We start from the raw sequence: 19574 nt of genomic DNA, 5'->3' as shown, positions 1-19574 counted from the left end.
GTGTCAGCCACGTTCACCCGCCAGCCACTGCAACTGCACTTCGTGCTGGCCGCGGTCGTCGGTGACGAAGATTGTGCCTTCGCTGATCATCACGTCCCATTTGATGACGCGCGGCATGTCTTTGGCCAGCACTTCCAGTATTTCCTGCGGCACCGCAGCAATATTGACGTTTTTCAGATTCTTGATCGCCGGGATGACTTTGCCTTCCCAGACGCGCAAGCTGCCGTAGGCGAGCAGACTGGTGCGCTCGGTACGCCGCGAGCACCAGGTCAGACGATCCGCGTCCGGCTGACCGACTTCGATCCAGTGCAGCACACGATCATCCAGACTTTTTTCCCACAGCGCCGGCTCGTCTACATCAGACAGACCGCGGCCGAACGCCAGCTGCTCGTTGTACCAGAAGGCATAGGCCAGCAGACGCACGGTCATGCGCTCTTCGGTTTCGGACGGATGCCGGGCGATGGTCTGCTTGACGCTCTCGTAAACCCCGCGATCGAGGTCGGTGAGGTTGAGTTCGAATTTGTAGGTCGTGGACGGCTGGGCCATGAACGGGCTTCTAGAGTCTGGAGGGAAGACGGCAAGTCTAACCGATGCCGGGGCTGCGAACTAACTTGCTCGCGAATGTGATCTGCACGGTACAGGCTTGCGGTGATTTGCGGGAGACGAAAAAATCGATAGTCTGAAACAAAACCCTGATACAGATTGATTTTTCAAGACTGCTACGCAGCGCCGCAGGATGTCGGTTTCCGATCGCCGTGGGCAGTCTGTATGTGACGCGGCAGATGCTGCCTCACTCAAAGACCTGCCACCCATCACTCCTGATTGTGCAACCCCTTATCGAGGATGACACCAGCGAATGTCCTTTCCTGCCTCGTACTGCGTGACGATTCGGCTGCTGCTCGCCTCGTCGCTGGTCGCCATGTCCTGTTTCAGCGAAGCCAGAGAAACGCTGACCTGGCTGCTGCGCGACATACCGCCTTCGACGATCTTCTCGGGAAACCTGCGCGGGCAAGGCGCAATCGATCAGTTGATGCCGCTGCTGACGGCGCGCATGCCTGAATACAATCACGTGCTGGTGCGGGTCAATCGTGCCAGAGGGCTGCAAATGCTCAACGACAGCACGGAACTCAGTTGTGACCCGACCATGTTGTGGACTGCAGAACGCGCCAAAACCATCCTGTTCTCCATCCCTATCGTTGCCATACTGAGCAGCGGTCTGGTCGTGCGCAAGGAAGATCTGGCCAAATTTTCCGCCTTTATCGACGATGGAAAAATCGACTTCGCGGCGCTGATGGCCAGCCACACCATCAAACTCGGTGTGGTTGCCGAACGCAGCTACGGCGTGCTGATCGATGAGATTCTGAAAACTGTGGACGAAGGTTCGCTCGTAGAGCATTACGGCAACGACGCCGTTGGCAGCCTGCTGCAGATGGAGCGTCTGGGACGCTTGCAAGCCTTCATTGGCTTCTGGCCCGAAGCTCGTTATCAGGCGATGCAGCAAGGTATTGCCCCCGAAGAATTGAGCTTTCTGCCCATCAAAGGCAACCCTACGTACCAATTCATCTACATCAGTTGCAGCAAATCCCCGGCAGGCGAGCAGGCCATCGCGAAGATCGATCAGGAAATGCGTGTGCTGCGGGTCGACAGTCTGATGGGCTTTTACGCGCAATGGCTTGACCCGTCACAGCGAGCGGGCTATCTGGAAGAAGTCAGGGCGTTGTTCCAGAAGGACTGAGAACGCGGAATGGAAACCCCGCGCAGAGCTGCCTGCTCTGGGTACGGCATGACCGTTGTGGTCGCTGCGCCAGCCCACGATCACCAAACCGCAATGATCGAGCGTGGCGCAGCTGTCAGGCAGCATCAGGAAAAAGCAGGAGCACTCACGAACGCGCGACTGATCGCGGCGTTACGCATCGCAGCAATGACACAAGGCTCTATTCGCCCTTCTGCCACCATCAAATCACGTCGCAGGCCATCGACAACGTCTGTGAGCTGACGCTTGTCGTTCAATTGATCGGCGCAGAACGTACGCTCGATCACACGGGCACCGGTAGTGTCTTTCAGGGTAACCAGACGCTCGCCTCGGGACCCCGCCGGGCCAATACTGGCCTGATAAGGAGCCAGCGCTTCGCTTAGCAGTAAGCTGACATTTTCCATCCGGATCACCACTCAACAGTTTGAATGCAAAGGTGCTTACCAGTGACCGTCGGCACGAGCAGAAAGTTCTTTCTATTCCTGCCGGGTCGCAGCACCGGTCTGTGAATTCGAGCATGCCTGCTGAATGTGACAGGGAAAAAACCGCCGCCTGTCGAGGTCAGTCGCCGGCAGACAACACCGCGTTGTTTATTGGTTTTCAGGAAACAAGCGGTCCTGAGCCCTCGCCTCGGCCAACACGTCTTGCAAGCAGCTGTCGTCCCGCTCTGCAATCCAGTGCAACAGGTCTGCTGCGGCCATTGGCCGGGCAATGAAATAGCCCTGAATGGCAGGATCACCCAACGCCAGCAGGCAACGAAAGTCGTCGGCGGTTTCCACACCTTCAACCACCACCGACATGGACAACCGTTGTGCCATCAGCATCGCGCCGGCCACCACCGCCGACTTGCGCGCATCCTCGGCCATGCCACGCACAAACTCGGTGGGTATTTTCAGTTCGCTGAAAGGGAGCTGCAGCAGTCGGTCGACATTCGATGCGCCCATGCCGAAGTCATCGATCGACAACTTGCAGCCCTGCATGCACAGCCGCAGAAGCCCCTCCAGTTGCCAGGTTTCAGGCCGGGCGGCATCCTGCTCGAGCACTTCCAGCGTCAGCGCATGTGCCGGTACGCCATAACGCGCCAGCGCTTGCGTGATCTGTTCGAAAAAATCTGCCTGTTGAAGCACCTGCGGGTCGATATTGACCGCGACCGAAAGCGCCTCGCCTTGCTCGCGCAGGACCTGCGCAGATAACTGCAATGCCTGGTCAAGCACACGCCAGGTCAGCGGGACCGTCAAGCCTTGCGCTTCAATGGTCGCGATGAAGCGACCGGGGGCCAGGAGACCATGCAACGGGTGTTGCCAGCGAACCAGCGCCTCGACTCCCAGCACCTCGCCACGCAGGCTGACCTTGGGCTGAAAGTGCGCCACCCACTGCTCGGCCACTGACGCGATATCGGCAGGCCTGCTGCCTGTCGGCTGAAAAAGCTCCGAGGCCGACAGCGCGCTGAACAGATGATGCCCCGAGGACTGCAGCGCCGTATCGGATTCACCGGGGCTGTAAGTCTCAAGCAGCTCGCACAACGCCGCGGCCGACGCAGGTTTCTGCAAATACCCCAACACGTGCAGCCCCCGAGCAAGCGCCAATTGCGCGACGCCCTCCAGCACACAGGTGGCGGAACTGCTGAGAATGATCAGCGCTTTCGCCTGCGCGTTTTCAGCCAGGAAACGAATCATTTCGAGGCCATCCGGGCCGTCCATCTGCAAATCGCAGATGGCAATATCGACCGGCCCCCGGCTTTCCAACGGCTGTTTCGCCACCGCCACGCTTTCTGCCGCCAGCACGTCGAACACCTGATTGGCATTGAGCATCTGGTGCAGCGCCATCAACTGAAAGGGATGGTCTTCGAGAATCAGAACCTTGAGTGAATGCACTGTCATGCCTGCCGAAATCCGGCCGTCTTGCCCGGAGGAACCCTTAGTCTAGTCAATCCGGCGGCCGCGCCCCACAGGACACGTCGAGAACACGCCGGCGATTGCAGGACTTGTGGCCTACCGCTCAACTCTTTGTTACCGCGACATCGGGCACTTCAAGCAACTGCGCCTCGATGTCAGCGCGCAGGCAGGTGATCGTTTTTTCAAGCGCTGACCAGCACTCCGGCACGCCTGCCTCGTATTTTTGCCTGACATGCCGGTCAAGCGCAGCACAGGCACTGGCCAGTGGCATGGCGTCAACCAGACTGGCCGCGCCCTTGAGACGATGCAGCGACGCGCTCAGGGTGCTCCAGTCCAGCGCCGCCACCGCGGGCTCAAGCAGTGAATGCTCATGCAACAGGTTTTTCCACAGTTCGCTCAGCAATCGCTGCATCTGCTCGGGGCTGGCACGGGTCATACGGTGCAGCGCGCCCATGTCGAACGTCTGCTCGCGCACCACGTCCGCCAGTTCCTGTGCCAGACGCGCCAGCGACAGCGGCTTGATCAGCAGTCCGTCCATGCCTGACTGCTCGCAGCGCGCAGCCTCGTCAGTCATGGCGTTGGCGGTACAGCCAATCACCGGGCAACGCTGACGCAGCTCTTTCGCCTCGATCTGGCGTATCGCCTCGGTCAACGCATAGCCGCTGATGCCAGGCATGTTGCAATCGGTAATGACCGCATCGAACTTCGCCTCGCGCCAGATCGCCAGTGCTTCCTCACCACCGTCCGCAGACACGACCCGATGGCCCAGAAACTCGAGTTGCCGGCTCAATACCAACCGATTGGCCGACATGTCATCGACCACCAGCAGGTGCAGACTGCGCGTGTCGAGTGCCGGCTGCGGGGGTTCATCGACAGCCAACAGCGGCTCGCTGACCCTGGCCAACGGCAGGTCGAGGGTGATCCGCGTGCCCTTGCCCGGCTCGCTGTGCAGTCTGATGTCTCCCTGCATCAGTTCGACCAGTTGCCGCGTGATACTGAGCCCAAGCCCGCTGCCGCCATAGCGCGCGGCCGTGTCGTCGCTGGCCTGGGTGAAGGGTTGAAATATCTGTTGCTGACGCTCCGGCTCGATGCCTGCCCCGCTGTCTTCGACGCTGATCCGCACACGCGATGCATCGATGGGCTCATCAGCGCCCTCCACTCTGAGGACGACCCCTCCCTGGCGGGTGAACTTCAAGGCGTTGCCGAGCAGGTTATGCAGAACCTGACGCAACCTCAGCGGGTCCAGCCAGTAGTCGCCTTCCACCTGTTCGCTAACATCCAGACGCAGCTCCAGGCCCTTTTCCTGCGCCTGAGCCGAGAACAGCTGAATAACCTCCTCGGCAAGCTCGCGAAGTGACGTCGCAGCCAGTGACAATTGCAAGCCGCCCGCTTCGATTCTGGCCAGATCAAGGCTTTCACCGATCAGCGCAACCAGCTCGCGGGCCGAGCGGTGCGCCACCTGCAAGCCTTCGGAAGGCGTATGGCCCTGGCGCGCCGCCTGCGCGCATTCCAGTTCCAGCAGCCCGATGATCGCCCCCATCGGCGTGCGGATTTCGTGGCTCATGCTGGCCAGAAAAGCGCTTTTTGCCTGACTGGCCTGATCGGCCTGATGCCGGGCGGCCACGAGTTGCTGTTCCAGCAGCTTGCGCTCGGTGATGTCGACCCAGCCGCCCAGCAAGCCCTGCAATTGCCCATCGGCACCGAAGAACGGAACCGTCCACTGCCAGACCTCCATGCGCTTGCCGGACAATTGAATCGTGCGATCGCTAAAGGCCGGCTGGTGACGTTCCAGCAACGTGAGGTAATCGGCATGCATCTGCTCGGCCAGTTGACGCGGGATGAGATCGACATCCGTCAGGCGTCGGCCGTTCATCTGTTCGAAACTGATGCCCAGACTCTGCTCGTAGGCACTGTTGCAGGAAATCATTCGGCCCTTGAGATCTCGCACGTAGATAGGGTTGGGGATGCCATCGAGCAGCGCGCGTTTGAAAGCCAGTTGATCGTTGAGCAGCCGTTCTGCCTTGCGCCGCTGAAGAATCTGCACCTTGAGGCGGCTACTCCAGGCCAGCGACACCAGCCCGGTCAGCAACGCCAGCGCCACGACCCAGAACACCCACTGCGGAATTCGCCCCCAGAGCGAGGGTTGGGGCAGCGTCGAGCCCAGCCATTTCAAGCGGATCGAGCGCAACTCGGCGACCGGAAACTCTTCCAGCGCCTTGTTGAGAATACCCAGCAGCTCGGGCTGGGTCTTGATCACCGAAAAACGGTCCGGTGACCACTTGCCATCGACACTGCGCGCCACTTTCAACTGTCCCGACGGATACAGGTAGGCGCCTGCCTCATTCTGAATGGTCGCATCGGCAACGCCGCTTTCGACCAATGCACGCCCTTGATCATAGGTGTCCACCGAGCGCAGTTGAATCAATGGGTGCTCGAGCCTGATCAGGTCTTCGAGCGCATGCCGGGCGGGCAGCGCCAGGACCTTACCGGCCAGGCTGTCGAGGGAGAGCTGCGCCGAGTCGTCAGAGCGCACCACGAACACCCAACTGTTGCCGCCGAACGAATAGGTAAAGTCCAGAAACCGTCGACGCTCTGCATTTTCCGCCAGCGTGGTATTCATGTCCGCCTGACCCGCGCGAAGCACTTCGATGCTCTGCTGCGTGGAAGGCACTTCCCGATGGATGAACTGCAAGCCGGTCATGCGCGAGATACGCGCCAGCACATCAACATTGAGGCCCACCCAATGACCGTTCTGGTCCTTGTAGATGTACGGCGGATGCTGCGTGGTGGAAACGATCACGCTGGGATGTTTGAGCAACCAGAGCCGCTCCACGCCGGTCAGGCGAATCCGTTGCCCCTCGACATCTGCACCCAGCCCCAGCGTCCAGCGGCCCAGCACTTCACGGCCGACCGATGGCGCGATGCCGTCCAGCGCACGGTCGATCAACGCAAGCAGGCGCTGCTCGTCCTGGCGTACTGCAAACGCAAATCCTACGGGCGGCAAACGGCTTTCGAACTTGATCTGCAACCCCAGATAAGGCCGCAGGGCCGTGTACGACCGAACGATCACTTCGTTACCGATAAAGACGTCCACTTCGCCATGGTTCAAGGCCTCAAGGGCGCTGTAAAGGTTCGGCGCAATGACGATCTCGCTGTCCGGGTACGTGCGGTGAACAACCTCCGAATCGGCATAACCGTCCAGCAGGACCACTTTCTTGCCGGCCAGGCTTGCCGACGGACTGAGATCGTTGCCACGGCCGACCACCACCGAACGGTCAGGCATGTACTCCGAGGAGAACGCCAGCCCCTTCACGCCTCGCTCAAAGCCGTTGGCACTGGTCAGCAGATCAAGCTTGCCCGCACGCAACGCCTCGATGGCCTCTTCACGTTTGGCAAACCCGGTGACCTGCATCGGGATATTCAGCTGGTCACTGACCAGCCCCAGGTAATCGGCGCTGATACCTTGATAACGGTTGCGGTCGCTGGTGATGTCGATCGGTTCGTAATCAGCGATGGCAATACCGACCCGAATGACCTTGTGCTGATCGAGCCATTGCCGGTCCTGCGGCTCGATGACGAGGTCGTCAGACGCCACGAAAGGCGCGGTCAGGGTAAACGGTAAACTTTGCGCGGCATTGACGGAGGGAGCGAAAAACAGAGCCAGCAGCCCCCATACCATGCGACAGGCGCGGTCCCTTGCTGTTTTGCCAGTCTTCCTGACGACGCTCTGTATACGTGCTTGCTTCACAACGACTGACTCTTCTCTATGGGCCGAAAAACCCGAGAAGTTTGGCACGTAGAAACAGGAAGACCCGCCAGATGGCGGGCCTTAAGTTGTTACACAACGCTTCTATCAGAGCGGTTTGCCGCGGTTTCCATGCTGGCTGACAAAGGCCTGTATGGCTTTCAGGTCATTTGGCAGTACGGTGCAGCGTTCGTCGCGCTCGAACAAATCAGACAAATGTGCAGGTAGCTCTAGCGCTTTTCCTACACCGGCCTTCTCCACTGCCTCGGGAAACTTGACCGGGTGCGCCGTTCCCAGAATCACCATGGGCGTATCCAGGCTGCGACGGCACTCACGCGCAGCCTTGACGCCGATCGCGGTGTGCGGGTCCAGCAACTCCCCGGTCCCGGTGAACACATCAGTGATGGTTTCGCAGGTCTGCTCATCGCTGACCGCCAGCGAGTCGAACAGCTTGCGGACTTCGGTCCAGCGCTCTTCCTCGACACTGAACCCGCCACCCTGCCTGAAGTTGCTCATCAGCCCGGCGATTGCCGCGCCATTGCGCCCGTGCATATCGAATAACAGACGCTCGAAATTAGACGACACCATGATGTCCATGGACGGCGACAGCGTGGCGTGCAGGGTTTCCTTGACGTACTGATTGCCGCTCATGAAGCGGTGCAGGATGTCGTTGCGGTTGGTGGCGACGATCAACTGATTGATCGGCAAGCCCATGTTGCGCGCCAGGTAACCGGCGAAGATATCGCCGAAGTTACCGGTGGGCACCGAGAACGACACCGAACGCGCCGGACCGCCCAGTTGCAGCGCCGCATGGAAGTAGTAAACGATCTGGGCCATGATTCGCGCCCAGTTGATCGAGTTGACGGCGACCAGACGCGTGCCCTTGAGAAAGCTCTGGTCGGCGAAGCTGGCTTTGACCATCTCCTGGCAATCGTCGAAGTTGCCTTCTACTGCGATGTTGTGGATGTTATCGCCGAAGATGGTGGTCATCTGCCGACGCTGAACATCCGACACGCGATTGTTCGGGTGCAGAATGAAGATGTCGACATTGTCGCAACGGCGGCAGCCTTCGATCGCCGCAGAACCAGTGTCGCCCGAGGTGGCGCCGATTATCACCACGCGCTCGCCACGCTTGGCCAGCACGTAGTCCAGCAGGCGACCGAGCAATTGCAGGGCGAAATCCTTGAATGCCAGGGTCGGGCCGTGGAACAGTTCAAGCACCCACTCGTTGCCGTTGAGCTGACGCAGTGGCGCAACAGCGCTGTGAGCAAACACGCCGTAGGTTTCTTCGAGAATCTTCTTGAAATCGGCATCCGTGATGCTGCCGGTCACGAACGGGCGCATCACCCGGAAAGCCAGTTCGTGATACGGCAAGCCGGCCCAGGAGGCAATTTCTTCCTGAGTGAAACGCGGCAGGTTTTCCGGCACATAGAGGCCACCATCGCTGGCAAGACCAGTCAACAGCACGTCTTCGAAATTCAATGCAGGCGCTTGCCCGCGAGTACTGATATAGCGCATGGGATCAAACCTTCGGTTTGAGCTGCAAGTTACAAGCTGCAAGCTGCAAGATGAAAGCTGCACGACTGACGTGTGGCTTGTAGCTTGTAGCTTGTAGCTGACCGCTTGCCGCTGCCTTCTTAATTAAGATGTTCGACGCGAATACGGACTACCGGGCCCACCACATCCTGCAACGCTTCCAGCGCCTGGATGGCATCATTGATGCGTTGTTCCAGAACGCGATGCGTCAGCAGGATCATTGGCACCAGACCATCGTGTTCTTCGACTTCCTTTTGCATGATCGATTCGATGTTTATGCCGCGCTCGGACAGAATGCTCGCCACCTGAGCCAGCACGCCCGGATGATCCTTGGCCTGAATACGCAGATAGTAGGCGCTTTCACAGGCTTCGATTGGCAGGATCGGGTGAGCGGACAACAAATCAGGCTGGAAGGCCAGATGAGGCACGCGATTTTCCGGGTCGGAGGTCATCGCACGCACCACATCCACCAGATCGGCCACGACCGACGACGCGGTCGGCTCCATACCTGCGCCGGCACCGTAGAACAGTGTCGAACCGGAGGCATCGCCGTTGACCATGACCGCGTTCATCACGCCATTGACGTTGGCAATCAGACGATCAGCCGGGATCAGCGTCGGGTGCACACGCAATTCAATGCCTTGAGCGGTGCTACGCGCCACACCCAGGTGCTTGATGCGGTAACCCAACGCTTCGGCGTAGTTCACGTCTGCTGTGGTCAGTTTGGTGATGCCTTCGGTGTAGGCCTTGTCGAACTGCAACGGAATGCCGAACGCGATGGAAGCCAGAATGGTCAGCTTGTGCGCCGCGTCGATACCTTCAACGTCGAACGTCGGGTCGGCCTCGGCGTAACCCAGCGCCTGGGCTTCAGCCAGTACATCCGGGAACGTGCGGCCCTTCTCGCGCATTTCGGTGAGGATGAAGTTGCCAGTACCGTTGATGATGCCGGCGACCCAATTGATGCGGTTTGCCGACAGACCTTCGCGAATGGCCTTGATGACCGGAATACCGCCCGCAACCGCGGCTTCGAACGCCACGATGACGCCCTTCTCGCGCGCTTTGGCGAAAATCTCGTTGCCATGCACAGCGATCAGCGCCTTGTTGGCGGTGACCACGTGCTTGCCGTTTTCAATGGCCTTGAGGACCAGTTCACGGGCAAGGGTGTAGCCGCCGATCAATTCGGCCACAATATCGATTTCAGGGTTGGTCGCAACGGCGAACACATCGCTGGTGGTAGGCGTACTGCCAATCTGGCAGTTGGGGTTTGGTGTACGAACTGCAATTTGCGCCACTTCGATTCCACGCCCGGCACGGCGGGCAATCTCCTCGGCGTTACGTTGAAGTACGTTGAAAGTACCGCCACCGACAGTACCCAGCCCACATATGCCTACTTTGACCGGTTTCACTGATGAACTCCCCGAAAAACAGCCGAACCTGAGCCGGCTGTGAAAAACCGCCGCATGTTGCCACACGACTACAAATCTGACGAAGCGCCGAAAAGCGTGCGCCCCATGCTCATGAGGCAGCTTTGACGACGCAGGGTTATTTGGCGCCCATTGCCAGCTTGGCAACCTGAGCAGCAGGCTGGTAGCCCGGAATCACCTGACCATCAGCCAGAACGATCGCCGGCGTACCGTTCACGCCGATCGACTGGCCGATTTCATATTGCTTGCTGACCGGATTGTCGCATTTGGCAGCCTTGATGTCCTTGCCATCGACCATGCGATCCATGGCACTTTTGCGGTCCTTGGAACACCAGACGGCCTGTAACTGCTCGTCACCCGGAGAACCGAGCCCCTGACGCGGGAAGGCCATGTAACGAACCTCGACCCCCATCTTGTTCAATTGAGCGACTTCTTCATGCAGCTTATGGCAGTACGGGCAGGTGGTGTCGGTGAACACCGTGATGTGCGACTTGGTTTCACCGACGGCCGGGTACACCACCATATCGGTCAGCGGAATGGCATTGATGGTCTTGGAAATGGCCAGACGCTCGGTCTTCTCGGTCAGGTTGACCGGCTTGCCGTTCTGCACCTGAAACAGGTAACCCTGCACCACGAACTGGCCGTCAGCGCTGGCATACAGCACACGGCCACCCTTGAGCTTGACCTCGTAAAGGCCATTCATCGGGCTCGGCGAAATGCTCTCGACCGGCAGTTCCAGCTGGAGCGAATCCAGCGTCTTGCGAATGGCTTGATCGGGAGCGGCATCCGCCACGGCAAACATACTGAAGGTGCCGGCCAGCATGACAGCGGCGGCAGCGAAAATCTGAGACAAACGCATGAAAACTCCTATGACGGCGGACAGACGGACGACTGCGAAAAACAGGGGTCCAGCCTTGATCTGCGAAACCGGCAAAGCCTATCACAGAAGGCTCGCGGGGCCGACAGGCCGTCGTCAATAGGGATGTTTCCCGGATGGATTGCAGATTTTTCCTGCGCAGATCGGAATGGGGGCCTTTGCAGCCCCCATTGACAGCGAACGCTTCACTTACGCTCTACATTTTGACCGAACCGTCTGCGTTATGGAGACGCTGATTTATTCTAAAACCCAGCTGTTGCCCCCAGATAAATCAAGGCCTCCAGAGCGTTGCAGGGACGAAAAATCGAATAAATCAGCGCCTCCTTATAGCGCTCAATAATCGTCAACTTTAACAGCGCATCCTTGCCATCACAATCGGTCATATATGCAAACCACTTACCACCGGAAAAATCCTCGCGCTTATAAGTCTGCATAAAATTCTTACTTCTGCAAGATCTTAAATAGACACGCTGCTCATCCTTATCGATAGAAAAGGCTTCACCTTGCCTGCCAGATATCTGAGCAATATAGGCAATACCTGGATTTGTTGTTCTTGTAACCCAACCCTGAGCATTTACGCCTATGTAAACAGGCGCAGGTTTCTCAAGAAAATCAGGCGCAGGCACAACTTTTTCTGAGGACTTAGGAGCCGACTTATCTTCCTCGCTGTTCGAATAACCATCTTCGAAATAAAGCCAATCATCGCCGTTTTCAAGACTAAACACGTCATCATCACTGCCGAGGCGCCCCTCCGAACCGGGATCCTGATGATGAAAAGCACCTTTAAATAGCAAAAGATAATCACCGTTATCTCCTGCGAAAAAAAAGACCTTTAACGAATCTTTCTCCATTGTATTTGCACAAAGCTCATCGTGCGCCTCAACGCTGGCCCCTTTGTTAACAATTTTGGAAAAGGCCAGCACGGTACCATCATCTAAATCAAGTGTCGCCAAAAACGAACGCTCTTTCTGATCGTAAGACATATCAATCATCCTTGATAGTTAATTTTAAAAAACCTCATACCAAGGATAGCCAAACAAATAAAAACTATCTATTTACCGCAAGAATTATTGGCAATAATCGCCGATGAAAAGCGCATCATCTGACCTATAGTCTGATACCGCAAAGTAACTAGCCCCGCGGGTGATGCTTCGCATGCATCTCCTGCAACCGCGCACGCGCCACATGGGTGTAGATCTGGGTCGTGGAAAGATCGCTATGCCCCAGCAACATCTGCACCACACGTAAATCGGCGCCATGATTGAGCAGATGGGTGGCGAAGGCGTGACGCAGGGTATGCGGTGACAGGGATTTGCCGATGCCGGCAACGGTCGCCTGGTGCTTGATACGGTGCCAGAAGGTCTGGCGGGTCATCTGATCGCCGCGGGTGCTGGGGAACAGCACGTCGCTGGGCTTGCCGCCCAACAACTCGTCGCGGGCACCACGCAGGTAGCGTTCGACCCAGACGATGGCCTCTTCGCCCATGGGCACCAGCCGTTCCTTGCTGCCTTTGCCCATCACCCGAAGTACGCCCTGGCGCAGGTTGACCTGTTCCAGTGTCAGGCTGATCAGTTCGGTCACGCGCAGGCCGCACGCATACAGCACTTCAAGCATGGCACGGTCACGCTCGCCGATGGGCTCACTCAGGTCGGGTGCTGCCAGCAGCGCTTCGACGTCGGCTTCGGAGAGTGACTTGGGCAACGGCTTGCCCAGCTGAGGCATATCGATCTGCAGGGTGGGATCGACGGCAATCAGCTTTTCACGCAGCAGGTAGCGATAGAAGCCACGGGCGCCGGACAGAAAACGCGCGGTAGAACGAGGTTTGTAGCCATTTTCAACGCGCCACGCAAGGTGATCGAGGATCACTTCGCGCACGGCGCTGGGCAGATCGACGTTGCGCTCCTGTAGCCAGCCGTTGAACAGCGCCAGGTCGCTGCGGTAGGAATCGCGGGTGTTGTCGGATAGGCCCTTTTCGAGCCAGAGCGCGTCGAGAAACTGGTCAATCAGCGGGTGGTCGATGGCAGCCATTTTTACTCTTTACGTGTGGAGATACGACAGGAGCGAATCATCAAACAGCAGACAGCAAAAAGGCAGCCCTGACAGACTGTGTGAAAACCTAGCAATCTGCGCAGCGCTCAAAGAAAATGCTCCGTATCGAAAGATACAGAGCATTTTTCGTTATGGCCTACATCCAAGGTGAGTCCCGCAGCCAGACCAGCCTATTCCCGGTCTCGCTGGAAGAGTTGATCCCCGAGGATCACCTCGTTCGTGTCATTGACCTGTACGTTGCCAGGCTCGATCTGGTGCAACTGGGCTTCGATAAAGCGATTCCAAAAAGCACGGGGCGCCCTGCTTATGATCCCGCCGATCAGCTAAAACTCTACCTCTACGGCTATTTTCAGCGGATTCGCTCATCGCGACGTCTTGAAGCCGAGTGTCAGCGCAACATCGAAGTGATGTGGCTGATCAACCGGCTCAAGCCCGACTTCAAGACCATCGCCGATTTTCGCAAGAACAATAAACCCGCCTTCATCGCGACCTGCCGTGCTTTCGTTCGGTTTTGTCGCACGGCAGGCTTGATCGCCGGTGAGTTGGTGGCCATCGACGGCAGCAAGTTTCAGGCGGTCGCATCCTCACGGCGTCATGTGAATTTGAAGCAGCTCAAGCGCCAGGAAGAAAAACTGGATAAGCGCATCGCTCAGTATCTGGCCGAGCTGGATGAGGCCGACAAGGCTGAAACCACAGATTCAATTGATCGCAGCGCAATCAAGGTAGCCCTGGCACAGCTTGAGGCTCGACAACAGGATAATCAGAGTTGCCAGGCACTGATGCGTTCGATGGGCATCGAGCAGTTCAACACCCATGAAAGCGATGCCCGAATGATGCGCACGGCCAAAGGGCCACGTGTGGCCTACAACGTGCAAACCGTCGTGGACGCCGAGCATTGCCTGATTTTGCATCATGAGGTCACCCAAGATGGCGATGACCGAAAGCAACTGGAGCCGATGGCCAAGGCCGCCAAAGCAGAGTTACAGCAAGATGATCTGACGGTCACTGCCGATGCCGGCTACTCCAATGGCAAGCAGTTTCAGGCCTGCGAGGATGCTTCGATTACGGCCTATGTACCGCCCAATCGTTCGAAAAACCCTGGCAGTCAGGAAGAGCAGCTCTTTGAGCGAAAAGACTTTATCTATGAGACCGGACACGATCGTTTCCAGTGTCCGGCAGGCAAATGGTTAACGCTAAAACAGCACAACAAAGGTGATCGGATCTATCAGGCTGAGGTCGATGACTGCGCCAACTGCGCGCTGAAAACGCAATGCACTCGAGCCCGGCGCCGTTATGTCTCACGACATGCCCATGAAGAGGCTTTCGAGCGGATGGAGCAAAGAATGCAGGCGCATCCTGAGATGATGGCCAACCGAAGATCCATCGTTGAGCACCCCTTCGGCAACCTCAAGCAATGGCTATTTGGTAATGGCCGTTTCTTGCTGCGACAACTGGAGGGTACAAAAGCTGAAATGGCCTTGGCGGTGAATGCCTATAACCTGAAACGAGCGATTAAAGTGCTCGGTGTGCGCCATCTGATGGCTTTGATGGGCTGAGCGGACATTTTTTTCGTCTGCTGCCAATACAAAAAAAACGCCCCGAACAAGTCGGGGCGTTTGCTTGGGCCTTCATCAGTGTGTTTTCACACAGTCTGCTTAGGCTGCCTTTTTTATGCATCGAAAAACTGTATCAGGACAGTTTTTCCTTGATGCGAGCTGCTTTACCGGACAGGTCACGCAGGTAGTACAGTTTGGCCTTGCGAACGTCACCGCGACGTTTCACAGCCATGCTGTCGATTTGCGGGCTGTAAGTCTGGAAGGTACGCTCAACGCCAACACCGTTGGAGATTTTACGAACAGTGAACGCACTGTTCACGCCACGGTTACGCTTGGCAATGACAACGCCTTCGAATGCTTGCAGACGAGCGCGGTCGCCTTCCTTCACTTTTACCTGAACGACAATGGTGTCGCCCGGTGCAAAGGTAGGGATCTCTTTGGTCATCTGCTCTGCTTCGAGGGCAAGAATGATTTTGTTAGTCATGCTGGTGCTCCTAAGGTAATCCGTCTGGATCGACCATCGATACGTTAACTATCGTCCCGCTCGCGGATGTATTCCGCCAGCAGCTTCTTCTCTTCTCCAGAAAGCGAGCGGCTTTCCAGAAGATCAGCGCGTCGTTCATAGGTCCGCCCAAGGGACTGCTGTAAACGCCAACGCCGGATGTGCGCGTGATTGCCACTAAGCAACACGTCGGGAACACGCTGATCCGCATACACCTCAGGTCGGGTGTAATGCGGGCAATCCAGCAGACCGTCCGTGAAGGAATCTTCCTCCGCGGAGTCCACATGCCCTAAAGCTCCAGGCAGCAGCCGCGTAACCGCGTCAATCAGGACCATCGCCGGCAGCTCGCCACCGGAAAGAACATAGTCACCAATCGACCACTCTTCATCGACATGAGCATCAATAAAACGCTCGTCAATGCCTTCATAACGACCGGCGATGAGGATAATCGCTTCCTCCTGCGCCAGTTCGCGTACCGCAGACTGATTCAGCTGGCGGCCTTGTGGCGACAGGTAAATCACCTTCGCCGCATCCCCTGCCGCTTGCCTGGCCTGAACCAGAGCATCTTCGAGGGGCTTGATCTTCATCACCATGCCCGGACCACCGCCAAATGGGCGATCATCCACAGTGTGATGGCGATCAGTGGTGTAATCCCGCGGATTCCAACAAGTCAGCTGTAACAGCCCTTGTTTCACCGCACGGCTGGTTATGCCGTATTCGCTGATGGCGGAAAACATCTCGGGAAACAGACTGATGACTTCTATGCGCAGGCTGGCCATGGCATTCAGAAATCCGCGTCCCAATCCACCTTCATCTCGCCAGCACCCATGTCGACTGCCAACACGCATTGCTCCGTATAGGGCAACAGGCGTTCGCGATCATCAAGGCTGCCCGCGCAGGGCTTTACAACCATTACATCGTTCGAACCGGTTCCGAGCAGGTGATCGATTTTCCCGAGCAGTTGCCCGAGTTGATCAATGACCTTGAGGCCTTCAAGCTGGTACCAGTAGTACTCGCCATCGTCCAGATCAGGGAACAGGTTACGCGGCACACAGATGTCGTAGCCGGAGAGAAGACGGGCTTCCTCACGATCGTCGAGACCTTTGAGCTTCGTGACCAGGAACTTGCTCTGCAAGCGTCCACTGACCAGCTCCACCTGTTTCTCAACGCTGCCTTCGCGCCGAAGCGTCCAGGTTTTGTAGTCCAACAGATTTCCAATCGGATCAGTAAAGGAATAAACCTTCACTTCGCCGCGAACGCCATGAACCGAGTAAATCTTGCCAATGACGATCAGATCGTCGGCAGATGCAGGCGTCGCGTTCATAAGACTCAGGCCGCGGCCTTGGTCTTGTTGTGCTCTTTGAGCAGCTGGGCAACGCGCTCGGAAGTTTGTGCACCAACGCTCAACCAGTAGTTGACGCGTTCTTCGTTAACGGACAAACGGATTTCCTGACCACGGGCAACCGGGTTGAAGAAACCAACCTGTTCCTTGTGGGAACCGTCACGAGCATTACGGCTGTCGGTTACAGTCAGGTGGTAAAACGGGCGCTTTTTGGAGCCGCCAAGGGCAAGACGGATGGTTAGCATTGAACATCGTTCCTGTAGTCGGTGCTGCAAATCTAAGATGCACAGCGGGCATAGGTGCCCGAAAGGCCGCATATTCTAAGGAATATCCCGACTTTTGCAAATGTCTTTTTCCGGCGCCTATCGGCATGCCTTCCAGATTTGCCAAGAAGCTGTCGGTGTGACAGCAGGTAAAAGCCCGCATAACGCGGGCTGGCCGGGGGTCACCCCCCGATATGAACGCGTGCAAAGTGCTTTGCACGCGACTCAATTACATTTTCGGCATGCCGCCGCCGGGGAACATTCCACCCATGCCACGCATCATTTTCGCCATTCCGCCCTTGGCGGAGAACTTCTTCATCATCTTCTGCATCTGTTTGTGCTGCTTGATCAGACGCCCGATATCCTGAACCTGCGTACCCGAGCCCATGGCGATACGGCGCTTGCGCGAGCCACTGACCAGATCCGGATCGCGACGCTCGGCCGGCGTCATCGAGTTGATGATGGCTTCCATCTGCTTGAACTGCTTTTCAGCGGCGCCTTGGGCATTGCCCATTTGCGACAGATTGACGCCACCGATGCTCGGCAGTTTGTCCATCAGGCCGCCAAGGCCGCCCATGTTCTTCATCTGCTGCAATTGATCGCGGAAGTCTTCGAGGTCGAAGCCCTTGCCCTTCTTGAGCTTTTTCGCGAGCTTGTCGGCCTTGTCCTTGTCGAGGGTCTGTTCGGCCTGCTCGATCAGGCTGAGCACGTCGCCCATGCCGAGAATTCGCGAAGCGATACGGTCGGGGTGGAACGGCTCCAGCGCCTCGCTCTTCTCGCCCATACCGATGAACTTGATCGGCTTGCCGGTGATTGCGCGCACCGACAGGGCGCCCCCCCCTCGTGCATCACCGTCGACCTTGGTAAGAATCACGCCGGTCAGTGGCAACGCGTCACCAAAGGCCTTGGCGGTGTTGGCGGCATCCTGGCCGGTCATGGCATCGACCACGAACAGCGTTTCAGCCGGTTTGACCGCGGCGTGCAGCGCCTGGATCTCGCCCATCATCTCGACGTCGACGTGCAGGCGACCGGCGGTATCGACGATGACGACGTCAATGAACTTGAGTTTCGCTTCTTTAATAGCAGCCTGAGCGATCTCGACCGGCTTCTGGCTGATATCGGAGGCAAAGAAGGTGACACCGATGTCGTTGGCCAGCGTTTCGAGCTGCTTGATAGCGGCGGGACGGTATACGTCGACCGACACCACCATCACGGTTTTCTTCTTGCGCTCTTTGAGGAAGCACGCCAGCTTGCCTGCCGTGGTGGTCTTGCCCGCACCCTGCAGACCCGCCATGAGGATGACGGCCGGCGGCGTGACGTTGAGCACCAGATCTTCGTTGGCGGCGCCCATCAGGCTTTCGAGTTCGGCCTGGACGATCTTCACGAACGCCTGGCCCGGCGTCAGACTGCGCGACACCTCGGTGCCGACCGCACGCTCCTTGACGCTGTTGACGAAGTCCTTAACCACCGGCAAGGCGACGTCGGCTTCAAGCAGCGCCATACGCACTTCGCGCAGGGTATCCTTGATGTTGTCCTCGTTCAGCTTGGCCTTGCCGGTAACATGGCGCAGCGTCTGCGAGAGGCGGTCAGTCAGATTTTCAAACATGCGCGATCCTTTCAGGCTCTCGTCGAACCCCGGTTGATGCGGCCCGGCCCGTAATGCAGAAATAGTGCTCGGCGAGCCTGCGGCGTGAGCAGGTCGCGGATTATAGCGAAGACTCTGCCGCACGGACACCACGCATACTGCTTCTGTGGTCTTTCGTGATTCGCCTGTTCTATGCGAAACTCGGCGTCTTTTCAGGCCCGTCCATCAGGATCTATGTCCCCTTTGCCACCCAGCCTGCTTCCCAGCCTCGCCGCCGCCATCATTTATGCCGCTGCGACCGTCTATCAGGGCTTGCGCCTGAGCCAGACCGCCAGGCCCGACAAACGGCTGCTTTGCCTGCTCGGCGCGCTGGCTGTCATCGCGCACGCCATCGGTCTTTACTCTCAACTGGCGCGCCCTGCCGGCCTTGGCCTGGACTTTTTCAACTCGGCCAGCCTGATCGCCGCGTCGGTGATTGCCGTGACCCTGATCGCCATCTCACGCATTCCGGTGGAAAACCTGCTGGTGCTGTTGTTCCCGCTCGGCATGGTCACCGTGCTGCTGGCGCAGTTCGCGCCCAGCGGCACGGTGCAGCCGATTCAGGAAGAGCCGGGCATCCTCAGCCACATACTGCTGTCACTGCTGGCTTACGGCATGTTCACCATCGCCGCGTTTCAGGCCTTGCTGCTGCTGTTGCAGGACTACCGGCTCAAGCACAAGCACCCTTCCGGGCTGATCAAGAACTTCCCGCCGCTGCAAACCATGGAGAGCCTGCTGTTCGGCTTCCTCTGGGCGGGCTGGATACTGCTGTCGCTGTCGCTGATTTCGGGCTGGTTGTTCGTTGAAAACCTGTTCGCTCAGCATCTGGCGCACAAGACCTTGCTGGCCTGTCTGGCGTGGGTGGTATTCAGTGTGTTGCTGTGGGGACGCAACCGTCTCGGCTGGCGCGGGCACAAGGCCATTCGCTGGACGCTGGGCGGTTTCTGCCTGCTGATGCTGGCCTACTTCGGCAGCAAGCTGGTCCGTGAATTCATTCTGCACATCTGA

General features: G+C 57.8%; 17 protein-coding genes. 3 read left to right on the top strand and 14 right to left on the bottom strand.

Annotated elements, in window-relative coordinates:
• Nucleotides 1-3: 3 nt before the first annotated feature.
• Entirely contained in the window at nt 4-546 is a 543-nt protein-coding gene (locus BLT55_RS02245; protein ID WP_007250100.1) for a YaeQ family protein, read from the bottom strand.
• Nucleotides 547-895: 349 nt separating this feature from the next.
• Between BLT55_RS02245 and BLT55_RS02240 the strand changes: the two genes are divergently transcribed.
• Nucleotides 896-1735, top strand: coding sequence for a TIGR02285 family protein (locus BLT55_RS02240; protein WP_375233518.1), 840 nt, complete (start codon nt 896-898; stop codon nt 1733-1735).
• A gap of 125 nt (nt 1736-1860) precedes the next feature.
• Here BLT55_RS02240 and BLT55_RS02235 read toward each other — a convergent pair whose 3' ends face one another.
• From BLT55_RS02235 to xerD, 8 genes are all read right to left on the bottom strand, one after another.
• Nucleotides 1861-2157 carry a DUF3509 domain-containing protein gene (locus BLT55_RS02235; protein ID WP_055000437.1) on the bottom strand — a complete coding sequence of 99 codons (297 nt, stop codon included), beginning with the start codon at nt 2155-2157 and terminating at the stop codon, nt 1861-1863.
• Nucleotides 2158-2343: 186 nt separating this feature from the next.
• Entirely contained in the window at nt 2344-3627 is a 1284-nt protein-coding gene (locus BLT55_RS02230; protein ID WP_074801261.1) for an EAL domain-containing response regulator, read from the bottom strand.
• 124 nt (nt 3628-3751) lie between these two features.
• Entirely contained in the window at nt 3752-7327 is a 3576-nt protein-coding gene (locus BLT55_RS02225) for an ATP-binding protein (protein WP_055000439.1), read from the bottom strand.
• Between the two features lie 174 nt (nt 7328-7501).
• Nucleotides 7502-8911 carry a threonine synthase gene (gene thrC, locus BLT55_RS02220; RefSeq protein WP_055000440.1) on the bottom strand — a complete coding sequence of 470 codons (1410 nt, stop codon included), beginning with the start codon at nt 8909-8911 and terminating at the stop codon, nt 7502-7504.
• A 119-nt stretch (nt 8912-9030) separates the two neighbouring features.
• Nucleotides 9031-10335 carry a homoserine dehydrogenase gene (locus BLT55_RS02215; RefSeq protein WP_055000441.1) on the bottom strand — a complete coding sequence of 435 codons (1305 nt, stop codon included), beginning with the start codon at nt 10333-10335 and terminating at the stop codon, nt 9031-9033.
• 136 nt (nt 10336-10471) lie between these two features.
• On the bottom strand, nt 10472-11212 hold the full coding sequence (dsbC, locus tag BLT55_RS02210; RefSeq protein ID WP_007250094.1) for a bifunctional protein-disulfide isomerase/oxidoreductase DsbC: 741 nt from the start codon (nt 11210-11212) through the stop codon (nt 10472-10474).
• Nucleotides 11213-11472: 260 nt separating this feature from the next.
• Nucleotides 11473-12213 (bottom strand): hypothetical protein, encoded by a 741-nt coding sequence (locus tag BLT55_RS02200; RefSeq protein ID WP_104442758.1) that lies wholly within the window; start codon nt 12211-12213, stop codon nt 11473-11475.
• A 148-nt stretch (nt 12214-12361) separates the two neighbouring features.
• Nucleotides 12362-13258 carry a site-specific tyrosine recombinase XerD gene (gene xerD / locus BLT55_RS02195; RefSeq protein WP_055000538.1) on the bottom strand — a complete coding sequence of 299 codons (897 nt, stop codon included), beginning with the start codon at nt 13256-13258 and terminating at the stop codon, nt 12362-12364.
• Nucleotides 13259-13410: 152 nt separating this feature from the next.
• Here xerD and BLT55_RS02190 point away from each other — a divergent pair, with 152 nt between their 5' ends.
• Nucleotides 13411-14835, top strand: a complete 1425-nt coding sequence (locus tag BLT55_RS02190) for an IS1182-like element ISPsy6 family transposase (RefSeq protein WP_055001182.1) — start codon at nt 13411-13413, stop codon at nt 14833-14835.
• Nucleotides 14836-14968: 133 nt separating this feature from the next.
• On the opposite strand, the gene rplS is transcribed toward BLT55_RS02190, so the two are convergent.
• The 5 genes from rplS to ffh all read right to left on the bottom strand — a co-directional run bounded on the left by rplS (nt 14969) and on the right by ffh (nt 18548).
• A complete protein-coding gene (gene rplS, locus BLT55_RS02185) occupies nt 14969-15319 on the bottom strand; it encodes a 50S ribosomal protein L19 (protein WP_002552524.1) in 351 nt (116 codons plus the stop codon).
• 44 nt (nt 15320-15363) lie between these two features.
• Nucleotides 15364-16116: a tRNA (guanosine(37)-N1)-methyltransferase TrmD gene (trmD, locus tag BLT55_RS02180; RefSeq protein WP_002552523.1), complete on the bottom strand. Its 753-nt coding sequence runs from the start codon at nt 16114-16116 to the stop codon at nt 15364-15366.
• A 5-nt stretch (nt 16117-16121) separates the two neighbouring features.
• A complete protein-coding gene (gene rimM, locus BLT55_RS02175) occupies nt 16122-16661 on the bottom strand; it encodes a ribosome maturation factor RimM (RefSeq protein WP_055001992.1) in 540 nt (179 codons plus the stop codon).
• 5 nt (nt 16662-16666) lie between these two features.
• On the bottom strand, nt 16667-16924 hold the full coding sequence (gene rpsP / locus BLT55_RS02170) for a 30S ribosomal protein S16 (RefSeq protein ID WP_002552521.1): 258 nt from the start codon (nt 16922-16924) through the stop codon (nt 16667-16669).
• Nucleotides 16925-17171: 247 nt separating this feature from the next.
• Nucleotides 17172-18548 carry a signal recognition particle protein gene (gene ffh / locus BLT55_RS02165; protein ID WP_055001991.1) on the bottom strand — a complete coding sequence of 459 codons (1377 nt, stop codon included), beginning with the start codon at nt 18546-18548 and terminating at the stop codon, nt 17172-17174.
• A 213-nt stretch (nt 18549-18761) separates the two neighbouring features.
• On the opposite strand from ffh, the gene BLT55_RS02160 reads away from it, so the two are divergent.
• Nucleotides 18762-19574: a cytochrome C assembly family protein gene (locus tag BLT55_RS02160; protein WP_054087263.1), complete on the top strand. Its 813-nt coding sequence runs from the start codon at nt 18762-18764 to the stop codon at nt 19572-19574.

It is taken from the genome of Pseudomonas cannabina, from assembly GCF_900100365.1.
Classification (GTDB): Bacteria; Pseudomonadota; Gammaproteobacteria; order Pseudomonadales; family Pseudomonadaceae; genus Aquipseudomonas; species Aquipseudomonas cannabina.
Note: the sequence above shows the minus strand (reverse complement) of the source record. Positions and strands in the feature narration are given on the sequence as shown.

Bases quoted from the DNA above. Each gene is read 5' to 3' on its own strand.
- BLT55_RS02245 (WP_007250100.1), bottom strand. From the start codon at position 546: ATGGCCCAGCCGTCCACGACCTACAAATTCGAACTCAACCTCACCGAC.
- BLT55_RS02235 (WP_055000437.1), bottom strand. From the start codon at position 2,157: ATGGAAAATGTCAGCTTACTGCTAAGCGAAGCGCTGGCTCCTTATCAG.
- BLT55_RS02225 (WP_055000439.1), bottom strand. From the start codon at position 7,327: ATGGTATGGGGGCTGCTGGCTCTGTTTTTCGCTCCCTCCGTCAATGCC.
- thrC (WP_055000440.1), bottom strand. From the start codon at position 8,911: ATGCGCTATATCAGTACTCGCGGGCAAGCGCCTGCATTGAATTTCGAA.
- dsbC (WP_007250094.1), bottom strand. From the start codon at position 11,212: ATGCGTTTGTCTCAGATTTTCGCTGCCGCCGCTGTCATGCTGGCCGGC.
- BLT55_RS02200 (WP_104442758.1), bottom strand. From the start codon at position 12,213: ATGTCTTACGATCAGAAAGAGCGTTCGTTTTTGGCGACACTTGATTTA.
- xerD (WP_055000538.1), bottom strand. From the start codon at position 13,258: ATGGCTGCCATCGACCACCCGCTGATTGACCAGTTTCTCGACGCGCTC.
- BLT55_RS02190 (WP_055001182.1), top strand. From the start codon at position 13,411: ATGGCCTACATCCAAGGTGAGTCCCGCAGCCAGACCAGCCTATTCCCG.
- rplS (WP_002552524.1), bottom strand. From the start codon at position 15,319: ATGACTAACAAAATCATTCTTGCCCTCGAAGCAGAGCAGATGACCAAA.
- trmD (WP_002552523.1), bottom strand. From the start codon at position 16,116: ATGGCCAGCCTGCGCATAGAAGTCATCAGTCTGTTTCCCGAGATGTTT.
- rimM (WP_055001992.1), bottom strand. From the start codon at position 16,661: ATGAACGCGACGCCTGCATCTGCCGACGATCTGATCGTCATTGGCAAG.
- rpsP (WP_002552521.1), bottom strand. From the start codon at position 16,924: ATGCTAACCATCCGTCTTGCCCTTGGCGGCTCCAAAAAGCGCCCGTTT.
- ffh (WP_055001991.1), bottom strand. From the start codon at position 18,548: ATGTTTGAAAATCTGACTGACCGCCTCTCGCAGACGCTGCGCCATGTT.
- BLT55_RS02160 (WP_054087263.1), top strand. From the start codon at position 18,762: ATGTCCCCTTTGCCACCCAGCCTGCTTCCCAGCCTCGCCGCCGCCATC.